The sequence below is a fragment of the Candidatus Binatota bacterium genome (assembly GCA_012960245.1).
Classification (GTDB): Bacteria; Desulfobacterota; Binatia; order UBA1149; family UBA1149; genus UBA1149.
The window spans coordinates 13,142-39,001 of record DUBO01000040.1 but is presented as its reverse complement, the minus strand read 5'-3'; the positions used below and the strand labels follow the sequence as shown (position 1 = coordinate 39,001).

Here is a 25,860-nt window from a genome sequence, read left to right as displayed (position 1 = left end):
GTCTTTTCCGCGAGGCGGCGAAATTGAAAATTATTGGTGTGGGTAAGAACAGGCGCATCGCGAGGCCCGGGTAGGTAACGGAGTGAAACTGGGAATCGCACTTGGCCGTCTCTACCCGACGTACTACGAGAGGGTGACCCTGGAGGCTGATCGCCTGGGCTTTGAATCGGTGTGGCTGCCCGAGCACCTGGTGCTGCCGGTAGACGTGGCCGGCTCGCCGTTTGCCGGGGCCGACCATCCGCCGGTTCCGTCGAACGCGCCCGTGTACGACTGCTTTGGCTATCTTAACTACCTGGCCGGTGTGACATCGCGTGTCCGCCTGGGAAGCCACGTCTACCTGCTGGGTTTGCGCCACCCATTCGTCTCGGCGCGCGCGATCCAGACCCTCGACCTGGTCTCGGGCGGCAGGGCCGAAATCGGGGTCGGCGCGGGCTGGCTGCTGAGCGAGTGGACCGCCACCGGCATGGACCCCCGAACGCGCGGTCGTCGCCTGGACGAGGCAATCGAGATCTGCAAGCGCCTCTGGAGCGACGATGTTATTGAGCACCACGGCGAGTTCTACGACTTCGAACCGGTGCAGTTCGAACCCAAGCCGGTACAGAAGCCCCACCCACCTATCCTGATCGGTGGAGAGTCTCCGCCCGCCCTGCGCCGGGCTGCCCGAGTGGGGAATGGCTGGGTGGGGCTCGATCACACGCCCGATTCGTGCGCCGAGCCGATCGCAAAGCTGGCACAGCTGCGGGCTCAGTACGGCCGCGAGGACGAACCCTTTGAGTTGGTATGCACCGGACGGATCGAGAATCTCGACGACGTTCGCCGCTGGGAAGACGCTGGAATCACGCGGTTGATAGTCGCGCCGTGGGACCGTTCGCGCGGGGCCATCGACGGGATGCGGCGCCTCGCCGAGCAGGTCTTCGAGTAGCAAGGAGGCTCTATGTCCGAGATTGTTCGATTGTTTCATGGCTCGCAGATCGTCCACGATGTTCTCGAGGTCGGTCGTTTTTACCACGACTTCTTCGGGAGCTGGGTATACGAGGCCCAGCACCTGGGAGCGGAGGACAGTCGCAACAGCGCCAACCTGCTGGGCGGAGATTTTTCGATCGAGATGCTTGCTCCCGTTGATCGCCAGGCCCCCACGTCCATCGCGAGGTTTCTCGGGCGCCACGGCAACCACTTCAACAACATCGCCTTCTGGGTCAAGGACTGCCGTGGGCTGGCACAACGTCTCGTGGAGAACGGGGTGCGGGTATCACTACGAGGGCTGGGGGTCGTCGACGAGATCCCGGACCAGGACTTCGACTACGTGATCGCTCACCCCCGGGACACGTACGGTTCTGCCCTGGAATTCCTGGAGGACCAGGTGATTCCCGACCCGCGGCACCGGGAGTGGTGGTCACCGGCCTTCTGGCGCGACCGGCATCCCCTGGGGATAGAGGCGCTTTCGCACTGCACGGTGGCGGTGAATGATCTTGCCGGGGCGGCGGGGTTCTACACGGACGTGCTGGGCTGTGAACTCGTTCACGAGGAAGAAGACTCCACCCGCAGCTCACACAGCCTGTTTTTCGCGATCGGCGATACCCTGATCGAGTTGGCCGAACCGACCTCCGAGGGCTCGGAACTGGCGCGCCACCTTGAGGCACACGGACCCATAGTCTACGCGTTCACCTTCAGGGTAGCCGATCTGCAGCGGGTGGTTGCCCACGCCCGCGACCACGAGATCGGCGTGATTCAACAGGGCTCGCATACGGTTGAACTCGATCCTGCGGATACTTTCGGCGCGGTATACGGGTTCACCGAGCGTGAGCTTCCGGGCCACCCGGGGTTAGGCGAGGGCGACGCGACATAGCTGGTCGCAGCGACGCCTGCATGACGGGAGGGGAGCAGCTCGCCTTTCGATCAGCCGAGTTCGCCGTTGGCGAGCAGTTCAACCGGGTCCTTCATACGGACCATACCGAGGTAGCCTCCACCGCGGGAGATGCTGTCATGCAGGGCATAGCCGAGAAGCTCCTGCGCCAGCCGCGGGTAGGTTGCTGCGGTGGCGGGAGGTGTTGACAGGTAGTTGTTCTCCTCGGTTCGTAACCAGCCCAGGCAGTAACTCAGGTGTGCACCCCGTCGCGGTTGGTCCGTGGTGTTCGCCCCGCCCCCGTGTATGGTGCCGCCCGAGTAGACGATGGCAGAACCTGCGGGCATTTCCGCGCACGCGACCTGGTCGGCGGTCGGCGCCGGCTGCCCGGCCTGTTCCGCTGGAGAGAGCTGACGGTCGGGCCAGCGGTGACTCCCGGGCACGACATGGGTGGCGCCGTTCTCATGGGTGAAGTCGACGAAGGCTATGACCGACGCGAGCTGCAGTTCGGGGTGCGGGCGGGGCACGTCACTCCAGACGGCCTCGTCTCGGTGCAGCCACTGGTCCTCGGCGCCCGGGCCGCGCTGCAGCAGGTGGCCCAGGTTGAGTTGGTAACGGGCGCAGGATGGCAACAGGGTGCGGTCACAGAGCGCCATCAGCATGGGATGGCACATGACCTCAAGGGCAAACGTGCGTGAGATCCCGGGTACGCCGGTCACCTGTTTTGTGTAGGGGCCATAGAACGCCTTCATGATCGGGTTGAGCATCGCCTCTTCAGGGTCCGCGGCGAGGACGGCCGAATCGACCTCGTCGTTGACGCGCCGGATTACATCCGGTGGGAGCAGGTTCTCGATGATCGCCGCGCCGTCGCGCTCAATGGTGGCGTGAATCTTGTCGGGGTCGCCCGCAACGCTGAACCGTTCAATTTTCGCATTCATCAGGGTCTCCTCCTCTTCGAATCGCCGCCGGTCGTGGCAGTTGCCTTGAGTCGGGGTATAGCGGGATAAACCGGGAAAGCGGAAGAAGGAAGTTTCGGGGGAGTTTTTCTCGGCCGGTTTTCGAGGCTTCGCGGTTTCACGCAGAACGAGGCCGGTGGGCCAGGGTGGTCAGAGGCGCAGTGACGAGAGCGACATCAATTCACAATCGGGGTCGGGCGGGACCTCGCCGTGCGTCACCCAGCGCAGCATCGCGAATCCTTCGAGCCGGCCACCGGTGTCGACCCAGTTGGCGACTCCCGGGTCATCGGCCGCGATCACCAGGCGCCAGGTCCCGTCCTCGTTCCGATCTGCCTTGTGATTGTTAGTACAGGGTCTCGCGTAGCGGCTGTCATATGATTCCATCCATGGGTTAACGAGAGTGATTCCCCAGTACCGGAAGTTTCCTTCCGGCGGTCGGATCGTTACCACGAGCGCGTGGCCGTCTTCGAGCGACCACCGGCTGCCCATGTAGTACATTTGCGAATCGCAGTGCGTGTTGATCTCGTTTTCGCCCGCCTTGACGTGGTGCTGGCCGGAGCCCCCCCCAATATTATTCACCCGGGAGCCGAACCCGGACCACATGGAGATGCTGGTCTGCACCACGAACAGGAAAAACTTTGCCGCGGTCGCAAGCTTGTCGGCGAACTCTTCCGGCGTGAGTTCGGGTGGTGGGACCTTTCGCCCTGTGAGCTCGATGCTGAGCTTCGCGGCCTCCTGCTTGCGCAGGTCGGAAAAAGTTTCACGTAACGTTACATGTTGGGTTCCCTTTTCGAGTCGTATCCAGTTCCCTTCGTGTTCATCTGGACTCAGGGTGATCTCGAATTCTCCGTTTTCCGAGATTTCAAAATTATCAAGGTCGTACTGGCCGAGGTTTCCTCCCGCGGCGCCTGAACCCCAATTGAAGATGTCGCTGCCCAGGTTAATCCCGATGTAGATCGCTTCGCCGCGCTTCCCGAATAAGCGATAGGTTTCGTTTTCGTCGATGGTCGCGAAGTATCGGTTGAGGTCGGGATTATCGACGATGAACTTGTGGTAGTCGTCTTCGTTGAGGAAGACTACCGGGTGCAGCGGGTCGTTCTTCTCGACCACCCATTCGAGGGCGATGCTGGCCATGCGCGTGACCCAGCGATAGCCCTCGGCCCAATCGGCGGCCGTGCCCGGTTGCTCGGCGTCGTTGACGAGCCCGATCGCGGTCTGCTGCGCCGCGATCCATTCGTCGAACGCCTTGGCCATGATTTTGGGTGGTTGTTTCATAGGGCAGCAAAACTCCGTGTTTGGAGGTGTCCGACCGGCAGGCCTCAGACTTCGGAAGGTATATCGAAACGCTCCTGGTACTTATTATGGCGCGCGCGTTCGGTGGCAAGGTCGAGCCCGGTGTCTTCAAAAGTATACTCGTGGACGCCGTGTCTATCCTTTGGCCGCTGCTTCATCCAGGCCTCGATGGCCTGTTCGGCTTCGCCGGTGAGCGGGGAACCACAGCGCTTGTAGATGTCGCGAACCGTTCCGATCGGATCGGCCATGAGGTCCTGGTAGCGCACGTCGATGATGCTTTCGGTCGCCAGCGTCCCCGCGTCGCGCGCCTGCATGACGCGCTCGGGAAGGTAGGCGTGTCCAAAGGCCAGGCTTTCGACGACCGATTCGTAATGCACGTGGTCACTGCGCATCCACTGCAGACTCGCCATCAGGTTAGAGATCGAGCCCAGGACCCGCAGCGGGTCACGGTGTGTGATTACAACGTGTGCGTCGGGATAGGTGTCCAGGAGACAGACGAGCTGATTCATATGGGAGGGCGCTTTGAGCACCCAGCGCCGCTTCGGCTGCCGCCACTGTAACAGCTTGAGGAAGCGCCGGTGGTAGCTGTAGGCGGGCTGGGGGTCGAGTCCCGCCTTCCACATGGTGTAGCTGGGGACGTGGAAGAACCCCGTGAACATGTCGCAGGCAAATTCGTGGGCGAAGATGTAGATGCACTCGTTTGGAAGCTCCGCGCCCAGCTCGTGCATCGTTCTCATGGCCGGCAGGACATGGTCCTGCATCCTGACTTCGTTCTCCGCGAGCTCGATTGTCAGGGCGCTGTCTATCTCGGAGGTAGCGACGGCGGCGGCCGGGTACATCATCTCCCATGTGATGGGGGCGCGATTACCCGGGTCCCGCCACAGGAGTTCATGGAGGATGCTGGTCCCCGTGCGGGCAATTCCCGTTACGAATACCGGGGCGATGATTTCTTCTTCTTCTATCTCGGGGTGGTCGTGAAAGATCTTCTCGGTGCGGAGTCGACTCTCGAGAATCCGTGCAATCTCCGCGCGCGCCAGCAGCCTGCCGACGAGCGTGAGCTGGGCCTCCTCTTCGAGCGAGCGAACAAGCATGGCCAGCCCTTCGCGGAATCCATCGTCTCCAAAATTATCGAGACCGGTCGCGTCGACCGCGGCCTGGATAGCCTGCACCTCGTCGAGCGGTACCATTGAACGGCCACCGTCGGTCAGTGCCGATGCGAGCCCGTTAACCTGGTCAACCCAAGGCGACCGGGGCGGTGGAGTCCACGCCATGGCGCAGTGTTCTGTAGGAACGGGCGTGTGTCAACGGACTGTGGCGGGCGCGCGTTGTCTGGATCGTTGACCGAGGCCGGCGAATTCAGCCCGCGGAGTCCACGACCCGGAATACGGGGACGCGGAACTCGCCGCCAGGCAGGTCTACGATCTCTGCCTGGACTCGCTGGCCGATTGCGAGCTGACCTGGCTCGGCGTCAACGAGGCGGGCTGTCAGGCGAAGACCTGTCTGCTCATCGAGTTCGATGAGACCGACAAGTCCGGGAAGGTCGTCCAGGTAGCCTGGGCAGCAGGGGTGCCTGACGACTATGAAGCTGTAGATCGTGCCGCCGCCCGAGACGCTTTCGAAGCGTGTCTCGCCGGCGCAGTGACGGCAGCGTTCCAGTGGTGGTTGTATCCAGGTTCGGCACTCCACGCAGCGGCACAGCGCCAGTTCGCCCCTGGTCGTGGCTTCCCAGAACTGCTCGGAGTCCGGGTCCGGGGCGGGTTGAGGCGGGAGCGAGTAGGCGTCGGTACTCATACGTTTTCCCGGGTGTAGACCAGTGCGCTGCCCGCCGGCCCGGCACCGGCAGTGACCAGGGCCAGCCGGGCCTCCGGAACCTGTCTTGGTCCGGCTTCACCGCGTAGCTGCAGCACAGCCTCGTAGTGGTGGTTCATGCCGTGCAGGTAGGCCTCGGCCAGCAATCCGCCGTGGGGATTCACGACCACGTCACCGCCGTAGGTGCCTCGGCCCTCTGCGAAGAAGGTACCGGCTTCTCCGCGCTCGCAGAAGCCGAAGTCCTCGAGCGCCACCATCACGGTATAGGTGAAGCAGTCGTAGATGCACGCCACGTCCATGTCCGCGGGTCGCAGACCGCAAAGCTCCCAGAGGCGGGGCGCCACCGCCTCGGAGAACATTCGCGTGGTATCGGGCCACTGGTCCCACGAACCCCCGCCGCGACTGGACTCGGCGTGGGCGAGTATACGTATGGGGTCGTGGGGCAGGTCACGCGCCCGCTCTTCGGTCGTGAGGACAACAGCCACTGCACCGTCCGCCTCGTAGGCGCAGTCGTAGAGCCGCAGGGGCTCGTGTATCCAGCGGGCCGCGAGATAGCCGTCAAGGGTGAGAGGCTTTTGTGTAAGGGCGTGGGCGTTGGCACAGGCGTGGCGGTTCGCGTTGAGCGCGATCTGGCCGAGGTCCTCGCAGGTGCTTCCGTAAACTTCCTGGTGTCGCCGTGCCCACATCGCCATCCACTGGGGCGGGACCAGGTATCCGTGGGGTGCCTGGAACTGGGACTCGCCGGTTGCCTCGATCGTGCGACCGCGGCCGGTACCGAAGCGGTAGCTGGAGCGCCCGTTCATGGCGCGAAAAACAATAGCCGTTTCGCATGAACCCGCCTCGATGGCGGTTGCGGCGTTAGCTACGACCGCCGCTGCCTGGTTGCCGCCGCCGTACACGTCCAGGTTCCAGTGCAGCTCCTCGATGCCGATAGCGTCGGCGAGCTGGTAGCCCATTACCGAGTCGGCTGCCTGGAACGAACACGCACCGTTAACATCTGCCGGCTGGAGGCCCGCGTCGGCGATAGCCTCCCGGGCAGCTTCTGCGGCCTGGGCCAGTACCGTTCGGCCCGAGTTCCTGGTGTAGGCCGATCGACCAATTCCGACGATGGCCGCTTTTCGTGTCACGCCCCGGGCCTCACCCGTGCGCGCTCCAGCTGTCCGGGTAGAACTGCTGGTAGAACTCGCGTAGTAGGCCAATCGGTCCGTCGCCGTCACAGAGTATGGGCTTGGCGAGGTGGCGCTTGTTCTCCCATATGGGAACGTCCTGCGAGTACTGTCGTTCGATCTCGTCGATGAAAGCCTTGGCCACGCTACGGGTGGCTTCTTCTCCCGCGGGCAGCTCCTTTACGACGAATCGGATGGTGGTCTGGTTGAGTTCGTCATCTATGGGCAGGCCCGTAATCAGGAGAAGCGTGTCGATGATTCCGGAAAAGCGCGTTACCGAGAAGCCTGGCCCGTAGGCGCGGATTTTGACGTCTCCCTTCACCTCTCCGCGCGGGGTCGTGAACGTCAGTTCCTGCGACGCTTCGAGTACGTGGCCGTCGATGCGCGCTTTCATCCGCGGACGTTCGGGCGTGCCGTGAACGTATTGAAAATGAACCGAGTCGACCACGTTCTCGGCCATTTCCTGTGGGTGTGAGCGAACTCGGAATACCCGCGCGTCGGGCTTGGTCCACCCCTCTTCACCCCATTCGGGAACATCGGGAATATCCCAGCCAGGCTCGTCGTCCCGTTCCTGGTGCCAGACAAAAATGAGCCCGTTTTTTTCTACCACCCGCCACGATTTCAGCCTCGCCTTAGGCGGAATATGCTTGGAGTAGGGTATATGGACGCACTTGCCCGATCCGTCGTACTCCCAGGCGTGAAAAGGACAGCGCAGGTTGTTGCCCTCTATCCTGCCGCCGTGGCCGAGATGCGCGCCCAGGTGGGGGCAGAAGGCGTCGATAACGTGGGCCTGCCCGTCCTCGCCGCGGAAGGCGACCATCTCACGTCCAAAACAGTGTAGAGCCTGCAGGCTACCTGGCTCGAGCTCGTCAGACGCCAGTACGCAGAACCAGCCCTCAAGAATTGGTAAAGGTATTCTCTCACTCATTACAGCAACCTGGCAGCTTCAGGCGGTAGCAGTATTGGCGTTTACCGGGACTCAACAGCGAGTTTTTATACAACGTTCGTAGCTTGAATAGAAGTTGCGGCGACGGGCCCTATTCAGACGAAGAAAACCTGCTCTATCCACGAACTACGTACGCTACGACCGTTCGGTCCCGGGCTCACCCGGCTAGCGCCCCTTGAACACGGGGTCGCGCTTCTCGATAAAAGCCACCACGCCCTCGCGGGTGTCTTCGCTCGCCAGGTTTATCGACTGCGAGGTCGCCTCGGCGTCGAGCGCGTCGGGCAGCCCCTGGTTGAACGCGTTGGACAGCATCTTCTTGGTCATCTGCAGGGCCAACGGTGGCCCTGCGGCCAGGCGATCGGCCCAGTCGTCCACGAAGTCATCGAGCTCGTTGTCGGCCACGACCCGGTTCACCAGGCCCATCTGCTCGGCCTCGCGCGCGCTCAGTATCTCGCCCAGCATCGCCAGCTCCTTGGCCTTGTGCATGCCCACTGCGCGCGGCAGCAGCCAGGTGCCGCCGAAGTCAACCGACAGCCCGCGGCGTACAAAGATCTGAGAGAAGCGCGCGCTTTCGCCCGCCACTACGAGATCGCAGCCCAGCGCGATGTTCATGCCGGCACCCACCGCGTCGCCGTTGACCTTGGCTATGGTCGGACGGGTGATCTCGTGCAGCGCGAGCACGGCCGAGTTAACGCTGTCCATCGAGCGCAGGGGATGCAGCCTGGAAAGCTCCTTTCCGAGATCTGCACCGGCGCAGAACGCGTCGCCCTCGCCGGTAAATATCACGACGCGGTCGTCTTCGTTCTGCGATATCTCATGGAAGAGCTGCCTCATCTCCTCCCACATGGAGTAGATGATGGCGTTCTTGCGCTGCGGGCGGTTGAACGAGATCGTCACCACGCCGTTGTCTTTCCGGTTGACCAGGATTTCGTCCACTATTGTTGGCTCCTTGTTGCTCGCGTGTCGGTGTTCCTGGGCACTCTCAGCCCATGTGAAAAAATACGGCCTTGTTTCCGTCGAGGTCGCGGAAGTAGCCGCCGTAGAAACCGGGCATGCGTTGCCCCGGCGCTCCCTCGTCGCTGGCTCCCATGCCCATGGCGCGGGCGTGCATCTCGTCCACCTTTTCGGCCGAACCGGCCGGGAAGGCCACCATGTTGCCGTTGCCGTGGTCGGCGGGCTTTTCGTCAAACGGCGTGCACACTGCCAGCATGGGCTGGTCGAGCGCGGGGCCGATGAGCGCGATGCGTCCGAGGTCCATTATGACCTTGGCGCCCATGGGCTCGAGCAGCTCGGTCCAGAAGGCCTTGGCCTTTTCCATGTCGGTGGTTCCTATGGTGACGTAACCTATCATCGCGTTGTTCTCCTTCGCCTCGTTGCTCGGGCGCCGCCCATCTCGCGCCGGGAAGCGGAGTTCTACACCCCCGGCGCGGGTGTTGGTAGCGGGGGGCGGCAGCTCCCCGCGTCGCGAGGCTCCTTTGCTTAACTCTTTCCTTCACCGCGGCGACTTGATAGTAGAACGTGTTCTAGCCGCTCGATTTCAGCGCGGGAAACCAGCGCCGGTAATCGGCGCGGCCAAGCAGTGTAAGCGGCGGAAGACAACGGGGATAAGGGTTACAGGTGACCGATAAAACGATGACGGCCGCTGACGTCGTCGGCCAACTCCGGGACGGCATGACGCTGGGCATAGGCGGCTGGGGCGCCCGCCGCAAGCCCATGGCGCTCGTGCGCGAGATACTGCGCTCGCCGCTCACCGACCTCACGCTGGTGAGCTACGGTGGTCCCGACGTCGGCCTGTTGTGCGCCGCCGGGCGCGTGCGACGGCTGGTGTTCGGCTTTGTCACCCTCGACGTCATCGCTCTTGATGCGCACTTTCGTCGCGCCCGCCAGGCCGGCGACTTCGAGATCACCGAGATAGACGAGGGCATGTTCCAGTGGGGACTGCGCGCCGCCGCCATGCGCCTGCCCTTTCTGCCCACGCGCGCAGGCCTGGCCACCGACGTGCAAGCGCGCAACCCCGAACTCAAGACCATCAGCTCGCCCTACGATGACGGCGAAACCCTGCTCGCCATGCCGGCCTTGAGGCTCGACGCCGCGCTTGTGCACGTGGACCAGGCCGACAGCCGTGGCAATGGGCAGGTGCTGGGGCCCGATCCTTACTTTGACGACCTGTTCTGCGCCGCGGCCGATCATGCCTACCTGAGCTGCGAGCGCATCACCACGGCCGACGAGATGCTCAAGGACGGCTGCGTGCACAGTTTGCTTATAAACCGTTCGCAGGTGTCGGGCGTGGTCGAGGTGCCGCTGGGCGCTCATCCCACCGGCTGCTCACCCAGCTACGGCATAGACGCTGCGCACTTGAAGGAATACTCCGCGGCGGCGGCCGACGAGCAGGCCTGGGGGGCTTACCGCGAGCGTTACCTTGACGTGGACCACGCCGCGTACATTAAAAACGCGGGCGGCCGCGATCACATAACGGCCATCCCGCCCACGATCTATTGATGGCGGTGTACTGATCATGGCAGCAAACGAGATAGCAAAAGACGAACAGGCGCCCGGCGATTCCACGCTGGCTGAGCTCTGCATTGCGGCGGCGGCGCGAGCCTGGGCTGACGACGGCGAGCTGCTCGCGTCGGGACTGGGAACGGCACCGCGGCTGGCGGCCGGCCTGGCCTGGCTCACGCTTAACCCCGACCTGATGATGACCGACAGCGAGTGCATGCTCGTGGGCGAACCCGTGCCTCCCGGCCCGCGCGGCGACTATCGCCCGAAGGTGGAAGGCTGGCTGCCCTTTCGCGCGATCTTCGATCTCATTGCCGGCGGCCGTCGCCACGCCATGACCATGCCCACGCAGATCGATCGCTACGGCGGCACAAATATTTCGGTGATCGGCGACTACGACCATCCGAAAGTCGCGCTGCTGGGCGTGCGTGGCATACCCGGCAACACCATCAACCACCCCTGTAGTTTTTTTATCCCCAGTCACTCCACGCGCAGCTTCGTAGAGAGCGTCGACATGCTATCGGGCGTGAGTTACGACCCCTCTCGCTGGCCGGCCGGTGCCCGGCGCGAATTTCACGACTACCGCCTGGTGGTCAGCAACCTCGCGGTACTCGATTTCGGAGGCACCGATGACCAGGGAGCAAGAACCATGCGGCTCGTGAGCACGCACCCCGGTGTGAGCGTTGAGCAGGTGCAGGAGGCCACGGGTTTTGAACTCGCGCTGGCCGACAACATCGTCGAGACCCCGGCGCCCACCGCCGAACAGCTGGCGGTGCTCAGGGACCGGCTGGACCCCCACAACCTTCGCGCGACAGTGTTTCCTCCAGCGAAATCCAGCGCCGCAAAAAAAGGCTGAGCACTGTGGGTGATCCTCTGCACACCCGCGCCTGTGACCTGTTCGGGGTACGCTACCCCATCGTCCAGACGGCCATGGGCTGGGTCGCCACGCCAGAGCTGGTGGCCGGCACGGCCAATGCGGGCGGCATGGGTTTTCTCGCCTGTGCCGTGATGCATCCCGACGAGGCCGACGCGGCCATCCGTCGCGTGCGCGAGCTTACCGACCAGCCCTTCGGCGTAAACTTCTTGATGGAGCAGCCGGGCGCCGACCGTATCGTCGAAAGCATAGTCGAGCACGGCGTACGCGCGGCGAGTTACTCGCGCTCTCCCAACGCGGCTTTCATCGAGCGCATGAAGAAGGCCGGCGTCGTGTGCGTGCCCACGGTGGGCGCGGCCCGTCACGCCGAGAAGGCCGTCAAGCTGGGAGCCGACATCGTTGTCATACAGGGCGGCGAGGGTGGCGGTCACACGGGAGTGGTGCCGACCTCGCTGCTGTTGCCGGCCGTACTGGACGTGGTCGACGTACCGGTGCTGGCGGCCGGTGGTTTCCACGACGGACGCGGCCTGGCCGCGGCGCTTGCCTGGGGTGCCGACGGCGTGGCCATGGGTACGCGATTCCTGCTGACCGCCGAGAGCCCGGTGCCCGACGCCACGGTTGATCGCTACTTTGCGGCCGGGGTGGCCGACGTGGTCGTCACGCGCGAGGTCGACGGCATGCCCCAGCGGGTGATACGCAACGAGTTTCTCGACCGGCTCGAGAGAGGTAGTTCTTTAACCAGACTTGCGCGGGCGCTGGCCAGCGGCCTGGAGTATCGCAAGATGAGCGGCGCCAGCATACCCGAGCTGCTGCGCTCGGCATTGGCCATGCGAAGCTCCGACAAGCTTACCCCCACGCAGACGCTTATGGCAGCCAACGCGCCGGTGTTCATACAGCGCGCCATGGTAGACGGCCGCCCCGCCGACGGCGTGCTGCCCAGCGGCCAGGTCGCCGGGCTCATCAGTGATCGCCCGACCTGCGCGCAATTGATAGAAGGAATGGTTGAGCAGGCGCGCGTGCGGCTGGCCGCGCTGGCGGGCTGAGGGCGGGCGACGGCCGAGGGAACAGGCGAGGGTTGACGGGAGAAACGCAAATGGCATTCAAGACAAGCATAAGCGACGGGCTGGCCGAGTTGGTGCTGGACAAGCCGCCGGTAAACGCCTTTGACAGCGGCGAGTGGCACGAACTCGCGGGACTGTTTACGCAACTGGGCGACGATCCGTCGGTAAACGTGGTGCTCTGTCGCAACGAGGGACGCGGCTTCTGCGCTGGGGTGGACATCAAGGAACTCGCTGCCGACAGTTCACGCATAGTGGAGGTCAACCACGGCTGCTACGACACCTTTGCCGCCATACACGACTGCGCGGTGCCGGTCGTGATGGCGGTGTCGGGTTTCTGCCTGGGTGGGGGCATCGGCATGGTCGGCTCGGCCGACATCATACTGGCTTCTGACGACGCGACCTTTGGTCTGCCCGAGATAGACCGTGGAGCCATGGGTGCGGCTACTCACCTGGCGCGCATGTTCCCGTTGCAGAAAGTACGGCGCATGTTTTTTACCGGCGAGCCCATAGACGCCCTCGAAGCTTACCGACTGGGCGCGGTAGAAAGCGTGCATCCTCGCGATCAACTGGCCGCCGCCGCCCGCGAGCTGGCCGCCGTCATCGCGGCCAAGAGCCCACGCGCCGTGCGCGTGGCAAAGGAGGCCCTGAACGGCATAGAGCCGGTGGACATAAAGCGCAGCTACCGTTTTGAGCAGGGCTTTACCTACGAGATGTACGCGTCGTCCGATTCGCAGGAGGCGCGCGACGCCTTCGTTGAAAAACGAGAGGCGAGTTTTTCGGATGGCGGCAAAAAGACCGGCGGCAAGGGCAACAAGGACTGACCCTTTTGGATCTCGACTACACCCAGCAACAGCGCGCGTTCCGCGTGGAGGCAAGAGAGTGGCTCGAGGCCAACGTGCCCGCGCAGGCCCTGCAGTCGATGGACACCGAGCAGGGCTTTGCCGCTCACCGCGAGTGGGAAACCAAGCTCAACGAGGGCGGCTGGGCGATGGTGTCGTGGCCCGTTGAGTACGGCGGTCGCGGCGTGGATCTCATCGAGTGGCTGATCTTCGAAGAGGAATACTACCGCGCGGGTGCGCCCGGCCGCGTGAACCAGAACGGCATTTTCCTGCTCGGCCCCACGCTGATGGAGTTCGGCAGCGACGAACAGAAGGCACGCTTTCTCCCGCCCATGGCTGCCGGTATCGACGTCTGGGCCCAGGGCTGGAGCGAGCCCAACGCGGGCAGCGACATGGCGGCCATTCGCACCACTGCTTTTCGCGACGGCGACCATTACGTCGTTAACGGCCAGAAGACCTGGTGCTCGCGTGCGGTGTGGGCCGACTGGATTTTCTGTATCTTTCGCACCGACCCCGACTCCGAGCGTCACCGAGGGCTCAGCTTCATGCTCGTACCGCTTGACGCCGAGGGCGTGCAGGTGCGGGCCATCGAACAACTCGACGGGGAGACCGGTTTCGCGGAGGTGTTCTTCGACAACGTGCGCGTGCCCGTCGACCAGTTGCTGGGCGAAGAGGGCGGGGGTTGGAAAGTGGCCATGAGCACTGCCGGTTTTGAACGCGGACTCATGCTGCGCAGCCCGGCTCGCTACCAGGCCACGGCGCGCAAGCTGGTGGCACTGCTTCGCGACAATCCCGAGGCGGCCCAACGCGACCCTACGCTGGGCGACCGCGTGATACGCGGTTGGATGCAGGCCGAGGCTTACGCCCTGCAGACCTACCGCACGGCCAGTCGCATCATCGGAGGCGGCAGCATCGGCGCCGAGTCGAGCTTGAACAAGATTTTCTGGTCGGAGATGGATCTCGCCATGCACGAGACGGCGATGGCTTTGCTCGGGCCGCGTGCCGAGTTGCTGCCCACGGCCCGGGCTGCGGGCGACGTCGGCGACTGGCTCGACGGTTTTCAATTCGCCCTGGCGGGTCCGATTTACGCCGGCACCAACGAGATACAGCGCAACATAGCGGCTGAGCGGCTGCTGGGACTGCCCAGGGGCTAGGTGGGCGAACCGTGGATTTTCATTTCAACGAAGAGCAGCTGATGTTTCGCGACAGTGTGCGCGCGCTGCTCGAGCGCGACTGTACGGCGGCTGTTCTGCGCGAGCTGTGGGCCGGCGAAAGCGGGCGCAGCGACGGGCTGTGGCGCGGGCTGGCCGAGCTGGGCCTCACCGGCCTGCTGCTGGCCGAAGAGCACGGCGGCCTCGGTATGGCCGAGGTCGACCTGGTTCTGGCGCTCGAAGAAAGCGGGCGGGCCTGCCTGCCCGAGCCGCTTGTAGAAACAGTGCTGGCCGCAGCGCCGCTGCTCGAGACACTGGCCGCCGGGGGTGGCTCCGCCGCGAGCGTGGCCGGCAAGTGGCTGCCGCGCGTGGCCGCGGGCGAGGCCCGGCTGGCCCTGGAGCATCCGGCCAACCCCTGCGTTGCCGACGCCCACGTGGCCGAGCTGCTGCTGTTGCTGGCCGGTGATGGATCTCTGCACGCCGTTGAGCGCGCCCACGTTGAACTCACCCGCCAGCCCTGTAACGACGCCGCGCGGCGCCTGTTCACCGTTGACTGGAAGCCCGGCGACGACAGCCTGCTGGCCAACGCTGCCGGGGCCATGCGCCTGCTCGACGCGGCCTTCGACCGCGCGGCTTTCGGCTGCGCTGCGCAGCAACTCGGCATCGGGCAGAAGCTTATCGACCTGGCCGTTGACTACGCCGGCCAGCGCGAGCAGTTCGGCCGGGCCATAGGCAGCTTCCAGGCGGTCAAGCATCACCTGGCCACGGCCCAGGTCGCTGTCGAGTTCGCCCGGCCTGTCGTGTACCGGGCGGCGTGTTCGTTGGCGACCGGTCACGCTGACGCCGGCTTGCACGTGTCGCAGGCCAAGGCCATGGCCGACGAGGCGGCGCTGCTGGCTGCCAGGACCTCGCTGCAGGTGCACGGAGGCATTGGTTACACCTGGGAGGTCGACCTGCACGCGTGGATGAAGCGCGCCTGGGCCTTGGAGATGACCTGGGGTGGCTCGGCCTGGCACCGCGGCCGCCTGGCGGACGCCGTTCTTGCGGACGTAGACAACAACCCCCGTGAAGGCCAACTGCAATTGCAGGGAGTCAACTGACGGCGTGGGCTCGTTGAGTGACAGCACCGCCATCGTGGGGCTGGCCGAAAGCGAGTACGCGCGCAGCCTCGGGGCCAGCGAGCTGGAGCTGTCATGCCGGGTGGTGCGCGACGCGCTGGCCGACGCCGGCATTGATCCCAGAGAGGTCGACGCGCTCGCGTCGTTTACCATGGAAGGTCCGGCTGACTTCGAGCTCGCGCGCGCAGTGGGCATGGGCGAGCTCAATTTCTTTTCGCAGGTGGCGCACGGCGGCGGAGCGGCCTGCGGGGCGGTGGCCCAGGTGGCCATGGCCATATCCTGCGGCATGGCGCAGGTGGGAGTTGTGTGGCGGTCGCGCAAGCGAGGCGCGAAGAGCAGCCGCGTCTGGGCGCAGGTCAACGATCGCATTTCCGACCAGTGGAAGTACTCGCGGCCGGTAGGCCTTCTGCGGCCCGTGGACGAGGTGGCGCTGATGGCGCGCCGCTACATGCACGAGTACGGTCTTAAGCGCGAGCAGCTGGCCGAGGTCGCGTTGGCCCAGCGCGAACACGCAAACCTCAACCCCCGCGCGGCCATGTACGAGAAGCCACTCGACCTGGCCACTTACCTCGACGCGCGCTGGATCAGTGAGCCGCTTTGCCTCTACGACAACTGCCTCGAGAGCGACGGCGCGGTGGCGGTGGTCATCGTGTCGGCCGAGCGCGCGCGCGACTGTCGCACCCGGCCGGTGTTCATACACTCGGCCTCGCAGGGCATGGGCGAGCAGTACCAGGTGATGACTAACTTTCATTGCGACGACCCGCTGGCCGGCTGCTCGGGGGCAACCGCGCGCAACCTGTGGAGGCAGGCTGATGCCGTGCCGGCCGACGTGAAGGTGGCGCAGTTATACGACGCCTTCAGTCCGCTGGTGTTGTTATCGCTTGAGACCTACGGCTTGTGCCCTGTGGGCGAGGCCGGGGGTTTTGTAGAAGGCGGCACCCTGGGGCCGGGCGGCTCGCTGCCCGTTAATACCTCGGGCGGGAGCCTGTCGGAGGCTTACGTGCACGGCATGAACCTGCTCAACGAGGGCGTTCGGCAGATGCGCGGGAGTTCGACTTCCCAGGTCGAAGACGCCGACCTCTGCCTGGTGACTTCGGCCCACGTGGTGCCGAGTTCGGCCTTGCTGCTGAGAAATTAGAGACTTGCAGTTACGATGATAGACGAACGACCATTGCCGGTGACAGACGACCCCGCCGACGCGCCAATGTGGGAGGCCGCTCTGCGCGGCGAACTCGTGGTGCAGGCCTGCGTTGACTGTGGGCGCCTGAGGTTTCCGCCGCGCCCGATGTGCCCCGACTGCCAGTCGCTGGATACGGGTTGGCAGAAACTGTCTGGTAGAGGGCAGCTGTGGTCGTACTGCGTGGCACACCCCCCGTTGCTGCCGGCCTTTGAAAAAGACGCGCCCTACAACGTGGCCGTCATCCAGCTCGACGAAGCGCCCACGCTGAGGATATTCGGCAGGGTTGTTCGTGGCGGCGCGGCCGGCGGTAGCGGCGAGGCGCGCGAGCCCGTTGACCCCAGCCTGCTGGTCATAGGGGCCCGCCTCAAGGTTGCCTTTGAAAAAGTAGCCGACGACGTTGCCCTGCCGCTGCTTTTATTGGAAGACGACGTTGCCTAGCCCGCTTTACTGGGCACCGCGGGCGGGAAACATTGAAGGCTTGAAACCCCCGAGGGGTAGAAGAGGAGAGACCACATGTCCGAAGCATACATAGTAGACGCACTGAGAACGCCCGTCGGCCGGCGCCGTGGCGGCTTGAGCCAGGTGCACCCTGCTGACCTGGGTGCGCACAGCCTGCGCGCGTTGATGGATCGCAACGACGTTGATCCCGCCGCCATCGAAGACGTGGTTTTCGGTTGCGTTGACACCATCGGTCCACAGGCCGGTGACATTGCGCGTACCTGTTGGCTGGCAGCCGGCCTGCCCGACGAGGTGCCGGGCACGACCGTCGATCGCCAGTGTGGCAGCGCCCAGCAGGCGGTGCACTTTGCGGCCCAGGCGGTGATGAGCGGCACGAGCGACCTCGTGGTCGCCGGTGGCGTGCAGAACATGAGCCAGATCCCGATTTCCTCGTCGATGCTTGCCGGCCAGGAATATGGTCACGAGGATCCTTTTTCGCAGTCGAAGGGCTGGGTGGAGCGCTACGGAACCCAGGAAGTGTCACAGTTTCGTTCGGCAGAGATGATCGCCGAAAAGTGGGAATGCTCGCGCGAGGAAATGGAGGAGTTTGCCTACCAGAGCCACCAGCGCGCCATAAAGGCCCAGGACGAGGGGCGTTTTGATCGCGAGATCGTGCCGCTCGAAGGCGTCACCGCCGACGAGGGACCGCGCCGAGATACCTCGCTGGAAAAAATGGCGACTCTGAAGACGCTGAGCGAGGGCGGGCGGGTCACGGCAGCGGTGGCCAGCCAGATATCCGACGCCAGCTCCGCGTTGCTCATAGCCAGTGAAGACGCCGTGAAGGAACACGGGCTCAAACCGAGGGCGCGCATTCATCACTTGAGCGTGCGCGGTGCAGACCCGGTTTGGATGCTCACCGCTCCCATGCCCGCCACGCGCTGGGCACTGGAGAAAACCGGCATGACTCTGGACGATATTGACCTCGTAGAAATCAACGAGGCCTTCGCGCCGGTGGTGATGGCCTGGGCCAAGGAGCTCGAGGCCGACATGGACAAGGTTAACGTCAACGGTGGTGCCATTTCGCTGGGTCACCCGCTGGGTGCCACCGGGGCGCGGCTGATGACCACGCTGCTTCACGAGCTCGAGCGCACCGGCGGCCGCTACGGTCTGCAGACCATGTGCGAGGGCGGCGGCCAGGCCAACGTGACCATAATTGAACGCGTGTAACGGGACAGCTGGACGGGGAGAAGACGACGAGATGGGTATCTGCGAAGGAAGGGTGGCCGTTGTCACCGGCGCGGGCCGTGGCCTGGGCCGTGAGCATGCGCTTGAGCTGGGTCGCCAGGGCGCGGCCGTGGTCGTGAACGACATAGGAGCCGAACTCGACGGCAGTGGCGGGTCTACCGGCCCGGCCGGCGAAGTCGTAGAGATGATCCGCGCTGCGGGTGGCCAGGCGGTGGCCAACGCCGGCGACGTGGCCGACTGGGACGGGGCAGGCTCGCTGCTTGCCACCGCCCTCGAGAGTTTCGGTCGTCTGGACGTGGTGGTCAACAACGCGGGCATCGTCCGCGACCGCATGTTTGCCAACGCCACGGTAGAGGAGTTCGACGCGGTGCTGCGCGTGCACTTGCGCGGCCACTTCTGCGTGGCGCGCCACGCGGCGGCCCACTGGCGTGACCGTGCCAAGGCCGGCGAAGAAGTCGACGCACGCATCGTGAACACCAGCTCGGGCGCGGGCCTGCAGGGTAGCATCGCGCAGTCGGTGTACTCGGCTGCCAAGGGAGCCATAGCTTCTATGACCTTGGTGCAGGCGGCTGAACTGGGTCGTTATGGCATCACGGCCAACGCGATCGCGCCATCGGCGCGCACGCGCATGACCGAGGGAGCCTTCGCCGACATGATGAAAGCCCCCGACGAAGGATTTGATGCCATGGATCCGGCCAACGTGTCGCCGCTGGTGGCGTGGTTGGCGAGCCCGGCGTCGCGCGAGGTGACGGGCCGAGTGTTCGAGGTGGACGGCGGTCGCGTGAGCCTGTGCGATGGCTGGCGCACGGGTGTTGAGATCGACTGCGGACAACGCTGGGAACCCTCGGACCTGGGCGAGGCCGTGGCGGGGCTGTTAGGGCAGAGCGAGCTTCCGCAGAAGGTCTACGGTACCTGACTGAAGGACAAGCGGGGGAAGGGCAACTGGATTTTTCACTGACAGCCGAGCAGCAGGAACTGCGCCGCAGCGCGCGCGAATTTCTTGCCGACCAGTCCTCATCCGAGCAGGTTCGTGAGGCCATGCAGGGCGAGCGCGGTTGGGACCAGGGCGTGTGGCAGCGCGTAGCGGGCGAGATGGGCTGGACGGCCGTGGCATTGCCCGAACAGTACGGAGGTTACGGTCTGGGTGCGGTCGAGTTGTCGGTGCTCATGGAGGAGATGGGCGCGGCGTTGTTGTGCGCACCGTTTTTTTCGACGGTCTGCCTGGCCGCCAACGCCTTGTTGCTGGCCGGCAGCGAAGAGCAGAAGCAACAGTGGCTGCCGCGCATAGCCGCGGGCAAAATAAGCGCGGCGTTGGCCTTTGCCGAGAACGACGGCTCACGCGAGGCTGGTGGAATACAAGCGACTGCTACTACCGACGGAGACGGCTGGCGCCTTGACGGCGTTAAATCTTTCGTCGTTGATGGAGCCACGGCTGACCTCCTGGTGGTCGCCGCGCGCGAAGCCGGCGGCAGCTCCCCGGATGACATAGCGCTTTTTCTTATCGAGGCCGGCACTGATGGCCTGGCCTGCGTCCAGACACCGGGCATGGATCATACCCGCCGCCTGGCCCGCGTTGAGCTCAAGGGCGTGCGGCTGGAGGCCGAGGCGCGCATGGTCGGTGGCTGGGCCGAGCTCGAAGGCACGCTGGACCTCGCCTCGGTCGCACTTGCGGCCGAGCAGCTCGGTGGCGCAACGCGCGTGCTCGACGCCGCTGTGGCCTACGCAAAAGAACGCCGCCAGTTCGGCCGGCCGATAGGCGGTTTCCAGGCCATCAAGCACAAGCTGGCCGACTTGATGGTCAAGGTCGAGAGCGCGCGCTCGGCTGCTTACTATGCTGCCTGGGCCGCGTCGGTAGAAGATCCCACCTTGCCGCGATCGGCTTCGCTGGCGCTGTGTTACTGCAGCGAGTCTTTTTTCTCGGCGGCCGCCGAATCGATACAGGTACATGGCGGGGTGGGCTTTTCCTGGGAATACGATTGTCACCTCTACTTCAAGCGCGCACGCGCTGGGGGCACAATGCTGGGTGCCCCCGATTGGCACCGCGAGCGCATAGCCAGCCTGTTGGGTATAGGATGTGCGGACAGGGCAGGCTTGGAGGCTTGACGATGGCAGATAAACTCGACTTCAGTGGCAAGGTCGTCGTCGTAACCGGTGGCGGTAAGGGTGTGGGCCGGGGCATCAGCGAGTGCTTTCTCGCGGCGGGCTCTGAGCTCATCATCTGCGGTCGCAGCCGGCCCGATGTCTTGCCGTCGGTCGACGGTCGCGAGGCCATGTTTGTTGAGGCCGATGTCCGTGACCCCGACGCCAGCGCGGCTGTCATCGAGGCTGCGGTAGACAGCCACGGCCGACTGGACGTGCTCGTCAACAACGCCGGCGGCGCCCCGGCCACCGAGGCGGCGACCGCCTCGCCGAGGTTCTCCGAGTCGATAGTGCGCCTTAACCTGTTGGCGGCGCTCAACTGCGCGCAGCAGGCCAACGCCGTGATGCAGCAACAGGACGGCGGCGGTGCGATCATAAATATTTCCAGCGTGAGCGCGCTCAGGCCTTCGCCGGGCACGGCGGCTTACGGGGCAGCCAAGGCTGGGCTGTTGAGCCTGACCGAATCGCTGGCCGTTGAGTGGGCCCCCCGTGTGCGGGTCAACGCCGTAATCGGCGGCATGGTGCGCACCGAGCAGGCGCACCTGCACTACGGCGATGAAGAGGGCATCGCCTCGGTCGCAGCCACGGTGCCGCTTGGGCGCCTGGCCGACCCCTCGGATCTAGGCGATGCCTGTGTGTTCCTGGCCTCGCCGATGGCGGCCTACATAAGCGGCGCCGGTCTGCTCGTGCACGGTGGGGGCGAAAAACCGGCCTTCCTGGGTGCTGCGGCCAACACTTCGGGCTCAAAATAGCTCTTTTCGCGGCGAAAAAGGGCGATTCACCTTGACGAACCCGCTGCCGGTTTCCTATTGTTGAAGTTGCGCTGACCGGGGCGCCCCCCTCATGAGACGGCTTATAATTCTGGCCCTGCTGTTGTCCCTGTTCCTGGGCGGGGTCGCAGTCTTTCCAACTCCCGCCCCGGCCCAACCGTGGACCCTGGAGCTCGCGCTACCCACCGCAGGACAACAGCACTCGGCTGCCGAACGACGCGCGTGGTTCGCCTGGCTTACCGATCACGGCATGCACGCGGGCCGCTGTGGCTACGACGCCGACACCGGCAGCGCCGTGGTTGACGTGCCCGACGCGCGCGCGTTGGCAGAGCTGGTTGAGGCCGGCTTCGTGGTGCTGCGTTCGTTTGACGACGCGCCGCTTGAGCCGGGTCGCACGCAGTCGCAGTACTACGATCCCTCGGAGATACAGGCGCTGCTCACGCAGGCGGCCGCCAACTACCCGTCCATCACCCGGCTGTTCGTGGTGGGTACGAGCTGGGAGGGACGCGACATCTACGGCCTTGAGATTTCCGACAACCCGGGGACAGACGAGGACGAGCCGTCGTTGTTGTTCAACAGCCAGCACCACTCGCGCGAGGTTGCCACTCCTCACGTGGCCATGGACGTGGTCGACACCTTGACGGCCGGCTACGGAGTGGACGCTACGATTACCGCCTGGGTCAACGACTACAAGACCGTGGTCGTGCCGGTGGTAAACCCCGACGGCACCCAGCACGTGTTTGACGTGGATTCGCTGTGGCGCAAGAACCGCCAGACCTACGGTGGCTCGTGTACGGGCGTGGACCTCAACCGCAACTACTCATACCTGTGGGGGCCGGCGGGTTGCGGCAGCGGCGCGTCGTGTTCGCAGGAAACCTACCGCGGGCCGTCGGCTTCGTCCGAACTGGAGAGCTCGGCCATGGCTGCTCTCAGCGACCAGTGGCACTTTACGACGGCCATAAGCTGGCACGCTTACGGCCAGTTCATCGACTACCCCTACGCCTGCAGCAACGGCGCGGCCAACGAGATCATGCCCGAGCACGACGTCATCCACGAGATGATGCACGGCATGGCCGACGCCATCGACGCCGTGGACTCGACGCCGCGCTTCGACGTCTACTCGCCGGCCTCGGGTGGGCCCATAAGCGGTGACGACACCAGCTGGTACTACGCCTACCATGGCACCTACGCCATGCTGGTGGAGGTGGGAACCTCCTTCGAGCCGAATTTTGCCGATGTGCCAGCGATAGTGTCCCGCAACCGCGCCGGCTGGCAGTACCTGTACAGTCGCCTGGACGGTGCGCGCCTGGACGTACACACCACCGACTCGGCAACCGGCCTGCCCATGGAGGCCACGGTCACGCTGACGGATTACGTCTTCGATACGGGTGAGCTTGAGCGCAACACCTTTCTACCCTTTGGCCGCTGGACTTACATGCTGCCCGCCAACGCAACTTACACCGTGCAGGCCTCGGCGGCCGGCTATGCCACCCAGCAGCAGGCGGTGGCGGTGGGCGCAGTGCCGGCCGAGATCAGCATTGCCCTGGTGGCCGACAACTGTGGCAACGGTGCAATCGATTCCGGCGAGGAGTGCGACGGCGCGAACCTGGCAGGGCAGGACTGCGTGGGCCTGGGATACCTGGCCGGGACCTTGGCCTGCGGCGGTGACTGCCTGTTCGATACCTCGGCCTGCTCGAACTCGATCTGTGGCAACGGGCTCATCGAGGGTAGCGAGCAGTGTGATGGTAGCGATGACGCGGCTTGCCCGGGTTTGTGTATAGCCGCCGGCGAGGCGGGCGAGTGCAGCTGCGAGGCGGATTCCAGCTGTACCAATTCCGACGGTTCGCGTGATCTCGGTGGCCGTCCGCGTCTTAAACTGTCAGGGCTGGGTGACGGGAGTTCGGGCAACGAGGGGTTGCTGGTGAAGGGAGAGCTGGTTCTGCCTGCGGGCGTGAACTTTTCGGACATCAATCTTGGAAGCGACGGCCTGCTGCTGACCGTGCAGACCGAGGGGGGCAGCTCGTTGGCTGAGGTCGCACTGCCATCCGGTTCGTACCTGGGTACGGGTACGCGGGGCTGGCGGGTGAACGGCGCGGGCACGAAGTGGAAGTACGCCGACAAGACCGGCAGCGCAGTGGGCGGTATAAACAAGGTCATGCTTGTGGATCGATCGAAAAAAACCCCCGGCGCAACCAAGCTGATCGTAAAGGCCCGCGACGGCGCTTACCCGCTCGAGCAGGGCGATGAACCGCCGCTGCTTACCGTGGTGCTCGGCGATGCCGCCGCAGCGGCCGCCGGCCTGTGCACCGAGAGCGCTTTCGTGCTCGCCGACTGTCGCTACAACGGCTCGGCCACGAAGCTCAGTTGCAAGCAGTAGCCGCGGGCGGTGATGGTTTTAACCGCAGCATCCCGTCGGCATTGAAACAGGTCGGCTCATCTCCAGAGCGGCGTATCCTCGTTTTTTTTGAATTGCACTGGATTGACGGATCCCTTGAATTCGTTTGAATGGAGAACCTTGTTACCGTCGATCGACATTGAAAAACGAAGGGTGGTCGAGAAAGTTCCTTCGTATTTCGGGGTTGGAAACAGCCAGTGCTCTCCTGGATCAAGAAGGACGTGGCGATAGCTGTTGCCACACCAGCTTGTCGGGAAATACTCAACCGGTTTCCATTCCCCGGTCTCGTCGATGGCTTCCTGGACTATAAACAATCTATGGTCGGACGAGGGGAAACTCTGCTGGTTTTCCGTACCGTTTATTAACCGTAGCTCCATGCCCTTGCTACGCCCAAACGCGGTCGCGCTGTCAGCACGCGCCAGCAGGTAGACCTCTTCTTTCTGGTTCTTGATCGAATCGTCAATCTTTTGGGGAAAATTGTAGTATTCCGGCGTTAATCTGCGGAGAATAATTTCGTCTGTGATCTTTTCGGCTACGCCGTAGTAGCCTCCAAGCTGGTGAGCGAAGTTGCTCGGTTGAAGCTCAGCTACAGGGTTCGACTCAACTGCATGGCCTGGCGTGGCACCAACCGTGCATATAAAGGCCAGCAGGGCTGCTAATAGATTCCTTCTCATACTTTCCTCCGTGATTTGATGGGCTGGGTAGAAACCGAGTATGCCTCGGTCATGATTACCGTCGTGCTGTGCTTGAGGTCCACGAAGCGCGCGACGTCGTCCATGATTATCTGCTGGCTTTCTTCGTCGTTGTACAATCTGTTGGCGAGATCATCAGGGCTGTCGAAGTACAGCACGGCTACGCCATCCCAGGATGGCGTCTTTGCCGTGAGCACTCCCTCGACGACGTTCTGCTGGTAGGCTGCCATGCCGGGGTGGTGTTCGAGCGCGAGCGGTGCGTGGCGGTCGCGCCAGTGCTGGTCAAACTGTTCGTGGTTAGGTTCGGCGATACGGTGCATGGCCGACACCATCACCACTCCCGCGCCTGCCCGGCTGCCGTTAGCAGGACGCGGCGTGCGTGGTTTCGGCCATCTGCTTCGGACGAGCAGCGCGTGCAGGTCGGTGGCGCCGTCCGGGTCGTCGCCCAGCTCTGCCCTGGTGGCCTGCGCGAGGTTGCGCGCCTGGTGCTCGTCTTCTACGCCCACCGAGACCAGGGCGTCGAAGAGTTCGGGCGTGGGGGTTTGGTCGCTCGTGGCCACGAGTACTCTCTGGTCGCTGCTGCCCGGCGATCCCTGCAGCAGCGGCGCGAGCCGACGGCCTATAGCCTCGCTGTCACCGTTGCCTGCCCGCCCGGGAGACTTAAGCAGCAGCATTAGTTCCAGCTTTTCGGTCACCTGCTCGCCCACCCCCATGTGAGCGCCCGCTTCTGCTGTGCATTTCGCGGGGTCGCATACCGGGGTACCTGACAGATAAAGCAAAATGCGGCGCGGGGCCAACGGATAGACCTCTTTTGTTCGTCTTGGTTACCCGGCGGCGAGCGCAGTGGGTACTTTCTTATCCTTGTTGTCCCTCATGTTTTTGACTAAACTTGTGCGCAGGGTGAACGCTTTTAGGCAACGTAGCTTTCTGGTTACCGCCACCGCGATTTTGCTGCTGCCGGCGGTGCCCGGCACCACGCTGGTGGCCCAGGCCGCGGCGGCCGTGCGCGCGAGCTGCGCCACGGGGCCGGGGCGCATGCCCTGCCACGTCAAGAAGAAGGCTCGCGCGGGTTCTGCCGAGCGGGCTTGCTGCTGCGAGGGCATTCGCAATCCCGGTGGGGCGGGTTGTCCCACCCCTGTAATCCCGGCGGTTGCCGCCGCCGAGCCGGCCCTGCCAGGGCAACAGGGCGAAGGGCTGGGGCTGCCTGCGAGTCGCCAAGTCGCGGCCTTGCTTGCCGGGCTGGCCCAGGGACTGGCCCTGTCGCCCGATTACCCACCTCCACGACTGGACTCCTAACGGCCGCGCCACCTGGCGCTTCGCCTTACATGGGAGATCGGAATTAACATGGCGCACCAGTGCGGGGCAGCGATTCGTTGCCCCGCAACCGGCGTGAGTTTTTCACGAGTGATAGCGCGAGCCACGCGTGCAGTGAATAGATAGGGAGAG

General features: G+C 64.3%; 26 protein-coding genes. 16 read left to right on the top strand and 10 right to left on the bottom strand.

The features are described from left to right. The first annotated feature begins 82 nt into the window (after nucleotides 1-82). Together EYQ35_06715 and EYQ35_06710 are read left to right on the top strand one after the other, a co-directional pair. Nucleotides 83-922: an LLM class F420-dependent oxidoreductase gene (locus tag EYQ35_06715; protein HIF63826.1), complete on the top strand. Its 840-nt coding sequence runs from the start codon at nucleotides 83-85 to the stop codon at nucleotides 920-922. 12 nt (nucleotides 923-934) lie between these two features. Next, nucleotides 935-1,846: a hypothetical protein gene (locus EYQ35_06710; protein ID HIF63825.1), complete on the top strand. Its 912-nt coding sequence runs from the start codon at nucleotides 935-937 to the stop codon at nucleotides 1,844-1,846. Nucleotides 1,847-1,896: 50 nt separating this feature from the next. Here EYQ35_06710 and EYQ35_06705 read toward each other — a convergent pair whose 3' ends face one another. From EYQ35_06705 to EYQ35_06670, 8 genes are all read right to left on the bottom strand, one after another. Beyond that, nucleotides 1,897-2,781, bottom strand: coding sequence for a phytanoyl-CoA dioxygenase family protein (locus EYQ35_06705; GenBank protein ID HIF63824.1), 885 nt, complete (start codon nucleotides 2,779-2,781; stop codon nucleotides 1,897-1,899). Between the two features lie 168 nt (nucleotides 2,782-2,949). Beyond that, nucleotides 2,950-4,074, bottom strand: a complete 1,125-nt coding sequence (locus EYQ35_06700) for a DUF1214 domain-containing protein (protein ID HIF63823.1) — start codon at nucleotides 4,072-4,074, stop codon at nucleotides 2,950-2,952. A 44-nt stretch (nucleotides 4,075-4,118) separates the two neighbouring features. Further along, a complete protein-coding gene (locus EYQ35_06695; protein ID HIF63822.1) occupies nucleotides 4,119-5,363 on the bottom strand; it encodes a sulfotransferase in 1,245 nt (414 codons plus the stop codon). A gap of 85 nt (nucleotides 5,364-5,448) precedes the next feature. Continuing rightward, on the bottom strand, nucleotides 5,449-5,883 hold the full coding sequence (locus EYQ35_06690; GenBank protein ID HIF63821.1) for a DNA-binding protein: 435 nt from the start codon (nucleotides 5,881-5,883) through the stop codon (nucleotides 5,449-5,451). Further along, complete coding sequence (locus tag EYQ35_06685) at nucleotides 5,880-7,010, bottom strand: nonspecific lipid-transfer protein (protein HIF63820.1); 1,131 nt, start codon at nucleotides 7,008-7,010, stop codon at nucleotides 5,880-5,882. The genes EYQ35_06690 and EYQ35_06685 overlap by 4 nt, the downstream gene beginning before the upstream one ends. A gap of 28 nt (nucleotides 7,011-7,038) precedes the next feature. Next, a complete protein-coding gene (locus EYQ35_06680; GenBank protein ID HIF63819.1) occupies nucleotides 7,039-7,995 on the bottom strand; it encodes an aromatic ring-hydroxylating dioxygenase subunit alpha in 957 nt (318 codons plus the stop codon). Between the two features lie 183 nt (nucleotides 7,996-8,178). After that, nucleotides 8,179-8,952 (bottom strand): enoyl-CoA hydratase, encoded by a 774-nt coding sequence (locus EYQ35_06675; protein ID HIF63818.1) that lies wholly within the window; start codon nucleotides 8,950-8,952, stop codon nucleotides 8,179-8,181. A 43-nt stretch (nucleotides 8,953-8,995) separates the two neighbouring features. Beyond that, the gene (locus EYQ35_06670; protein HIF63817.1) at nucleotides 8,996-9,364 is read right to left on the bottom strand and encodes a VOC family protein; all 369 of its coding nucleotides are present in this window, start codon (nucleotides 9,362-9,364) and stop codon (nucleotides 8,996-8,998) included. 266 nt (nucleotides 9,365-9,630) lie between these two features. On the opposite strand from EYQ35_06670, the gene EYQ35_06665 reads away from it, so the two are divergent. From EYQ35_06665 to EYQ35_06605, 13 genes are all read left to right on the top strand, one after another. Beyond that, on the top strand, nucleotides 9,631-10,512 hold the full coding sequence (locus EYQ35_06665) for a CoA transferase subunit A (GenBank protein HIF63816.1): 882 nt from the start codon (nucleotides 9,631-9,633) through the stop codon (nucleotides 10,510-10,512). A 16-nt stretch (nucleotides 10,513-10,528) separates the two neighbouring features. Continuing rightward, nucleotides 10,529-11,368, top strand: a complete 840-nt coding sequence (locus EYQ35_06660; protein ID HIF63815.1) for a ketoacid CoA transferase — start codon at nucleotides 10,529-10,531, stop codon at nucleotides 11,366-11,368. 5 nt (nucleotides 11,369-11,373) lie between these two features. Then, the gene (locus EYQ35_06655; protein HIF63814.1) at nucleotides 11,374-12,429 is read left to right on the top strand and encodes a nitronate monooxygenase; all 1,056 of its coding nucleotides are present in this window, start codon (nucleotides 11,374-11,376) and stop codon (nucleotides 12,427-12,429) included. Nucleotides 12,430-12,479: 50 nt separating this feature from the next. Further along, the gene (locus EYQ35_06650; GenBank protein HIF63813.1) at nucleotides 12,480-13,268 is read left to right on the top strand and encodes an enoyl-CoA hydratase family protein; all 789 of its coding nucleotides are present in this window, start codon (nucleotides 12,480-12,482) and stop codon (nucleotides 13,266-13,268) included. 5 nt (nucleotides 13,269-13,273) lie between these two features. Next, complete coding sequence (locus tag EYQ35_06645; protein HIF63812.1) at nucleotides 13,274-14,440, top strand: acyl-CoA dehydrogenase; 1,167 nt, start codon at nucleotides 13,274-13,276, stop codon at nucleotides 14,438-14,440. Between the two features lie 11 nt (nucleotides 14,441-14,451). Next, a complete protein-coding gene (locus tag EYQ35_06640) occupies nucleotides 14,452-15,537 on the top strand; it encodes an acyl-CoA dehydrogenase (protein HIF63811.1) in 1,086 nt (361 codons plus the stop codon). Nucleotides 15,538-15,541: 4 nt separating this feature from the next. Next, nucleotides 15,542-16,693, top strand: coding sequence for a lipid-transfer protein (locus EYQ35_06635; GenBank protein ID HIF63810.1), 1,152 nt, complete (start codon nucleotides 15,542-15,544; stop codon nucleotides 16,691-16,693). Between the two features lie 15 nt (nucleotides 16,694-16,708). Then, on the top strand, nucleotides 16,709-17,173 hold the full coding sequence (locus EYQ35_06630; protein HIF63809.1) for a hypothetical protein: 465 nt from the start codon (nucleotides 16,709-16,711) through the stop codon (nucleotides 17,171-17,173). 75 nt (nucleotides 17,174-17,248) lie between these two features. Continuing rightward, a complete protein-coding gene (locus EYQ35_06625; GenBank protein ID HIF63808.1) occupies nucleotides 17,249-18,400 on the top strand; it encodes an acetyl-CoA C-acetyltransferase in 1,152 nt (383 codons plus the stop codon). Between the two features lie 31 nt (nucleotides 18,401-18,431). Then, the gene (locus tag EYQ35_06620) at nucleotides 18,432-19,334 is read left to right on the top strand and encodes an SDR family NAD(P)-dependent oxidoreductase (protein HIF63807.1); all 903 of its coding nucleotides are present in this window, start codon (nucleotides 18,432-18,434) and stop codon (nucleotides 19,332-19,334) included. 26 nt (nucleotides 19,335-19,360) lie between these two features. After that, on the top strand, nucleotides 19,361-20,521 hold the full coding sequence (locus EYQ35_06615) for an acyl-CoA dehydrogenase (GenBank protein ID HIF63806.1): 1,161 nt from the start codon (nucleotides 19,361-19,363) through the stop codon (nucleotides 20,519-20,521). 2 nt (nucleotides 20,522-20,523) lie between these two features. Beyond that, complete coding sequence (locus EYQ35_06610; protein HIF63805.1) at nucleotides 20,524-21,309, top strand: SDR family oxidoreductase; 786 nt, start codon at nucleotides 20,524-20,526, stop codon at nucleotides 21,307-21,309. 91 nt (nucleotides 21,310-21,400) lie between these two features. Next, nucleotides 21,401-23,704 carry a hypothetical protein gene (locus tag EYQ35_06605; protein HIF63804.1) on the top strand — a complete coding sequence of 768 codons (2,304 nt, stop codon included), beginning with the start codon at nucleotides 21,401-21,403 and terminating at the stop codon, nucleotides 23,702-23,704. Between the two features lie 56 nt (nucleotides 23,705-23,760). Here the strand turns inward: EYQ35_06605 and EYQ35_06600 are convergent, their stop codons facing one another. Then, nucleotides 23,761-24,396, bottom strand: coding sequence for a hypothetical protein (locus EYQ35_06600; GenBank protein ID HIF63803.1), 636 nt, complete (start codon nucleotides 24,394-24,396; stop codon nucleotides 23,761-23,763). Beyond that, entirely contained in the window at nucleotides 24,393-25,127 is a 735-nt protein-coding gene (locus EYQ35_06595; protein HIF63802.1) for an EthD family reductase, read from the bottom strand. The genes EYQ35_06600 and EYQ35_06595 overlap by 4 nt, the downstream gene beginning before the upstream one ends. Nucleotides 25,128-25,314: 187 nt before the next feature. On the opposite strand from EYQ35_06595, the gene EYQ35_06590 reads away from it, so the two are divergent. Next, a complete protein-coding gene (locus EYQ35_06590; protein ID HIF63801.1) occupies nucleotides 25,315-25,710 on the top strand; it encodes a hypothetical protein in 396 nt (131 codons plus the stop codon). Nucleotides 25,711-25,860: the final 150 nt, after the last annotated feature.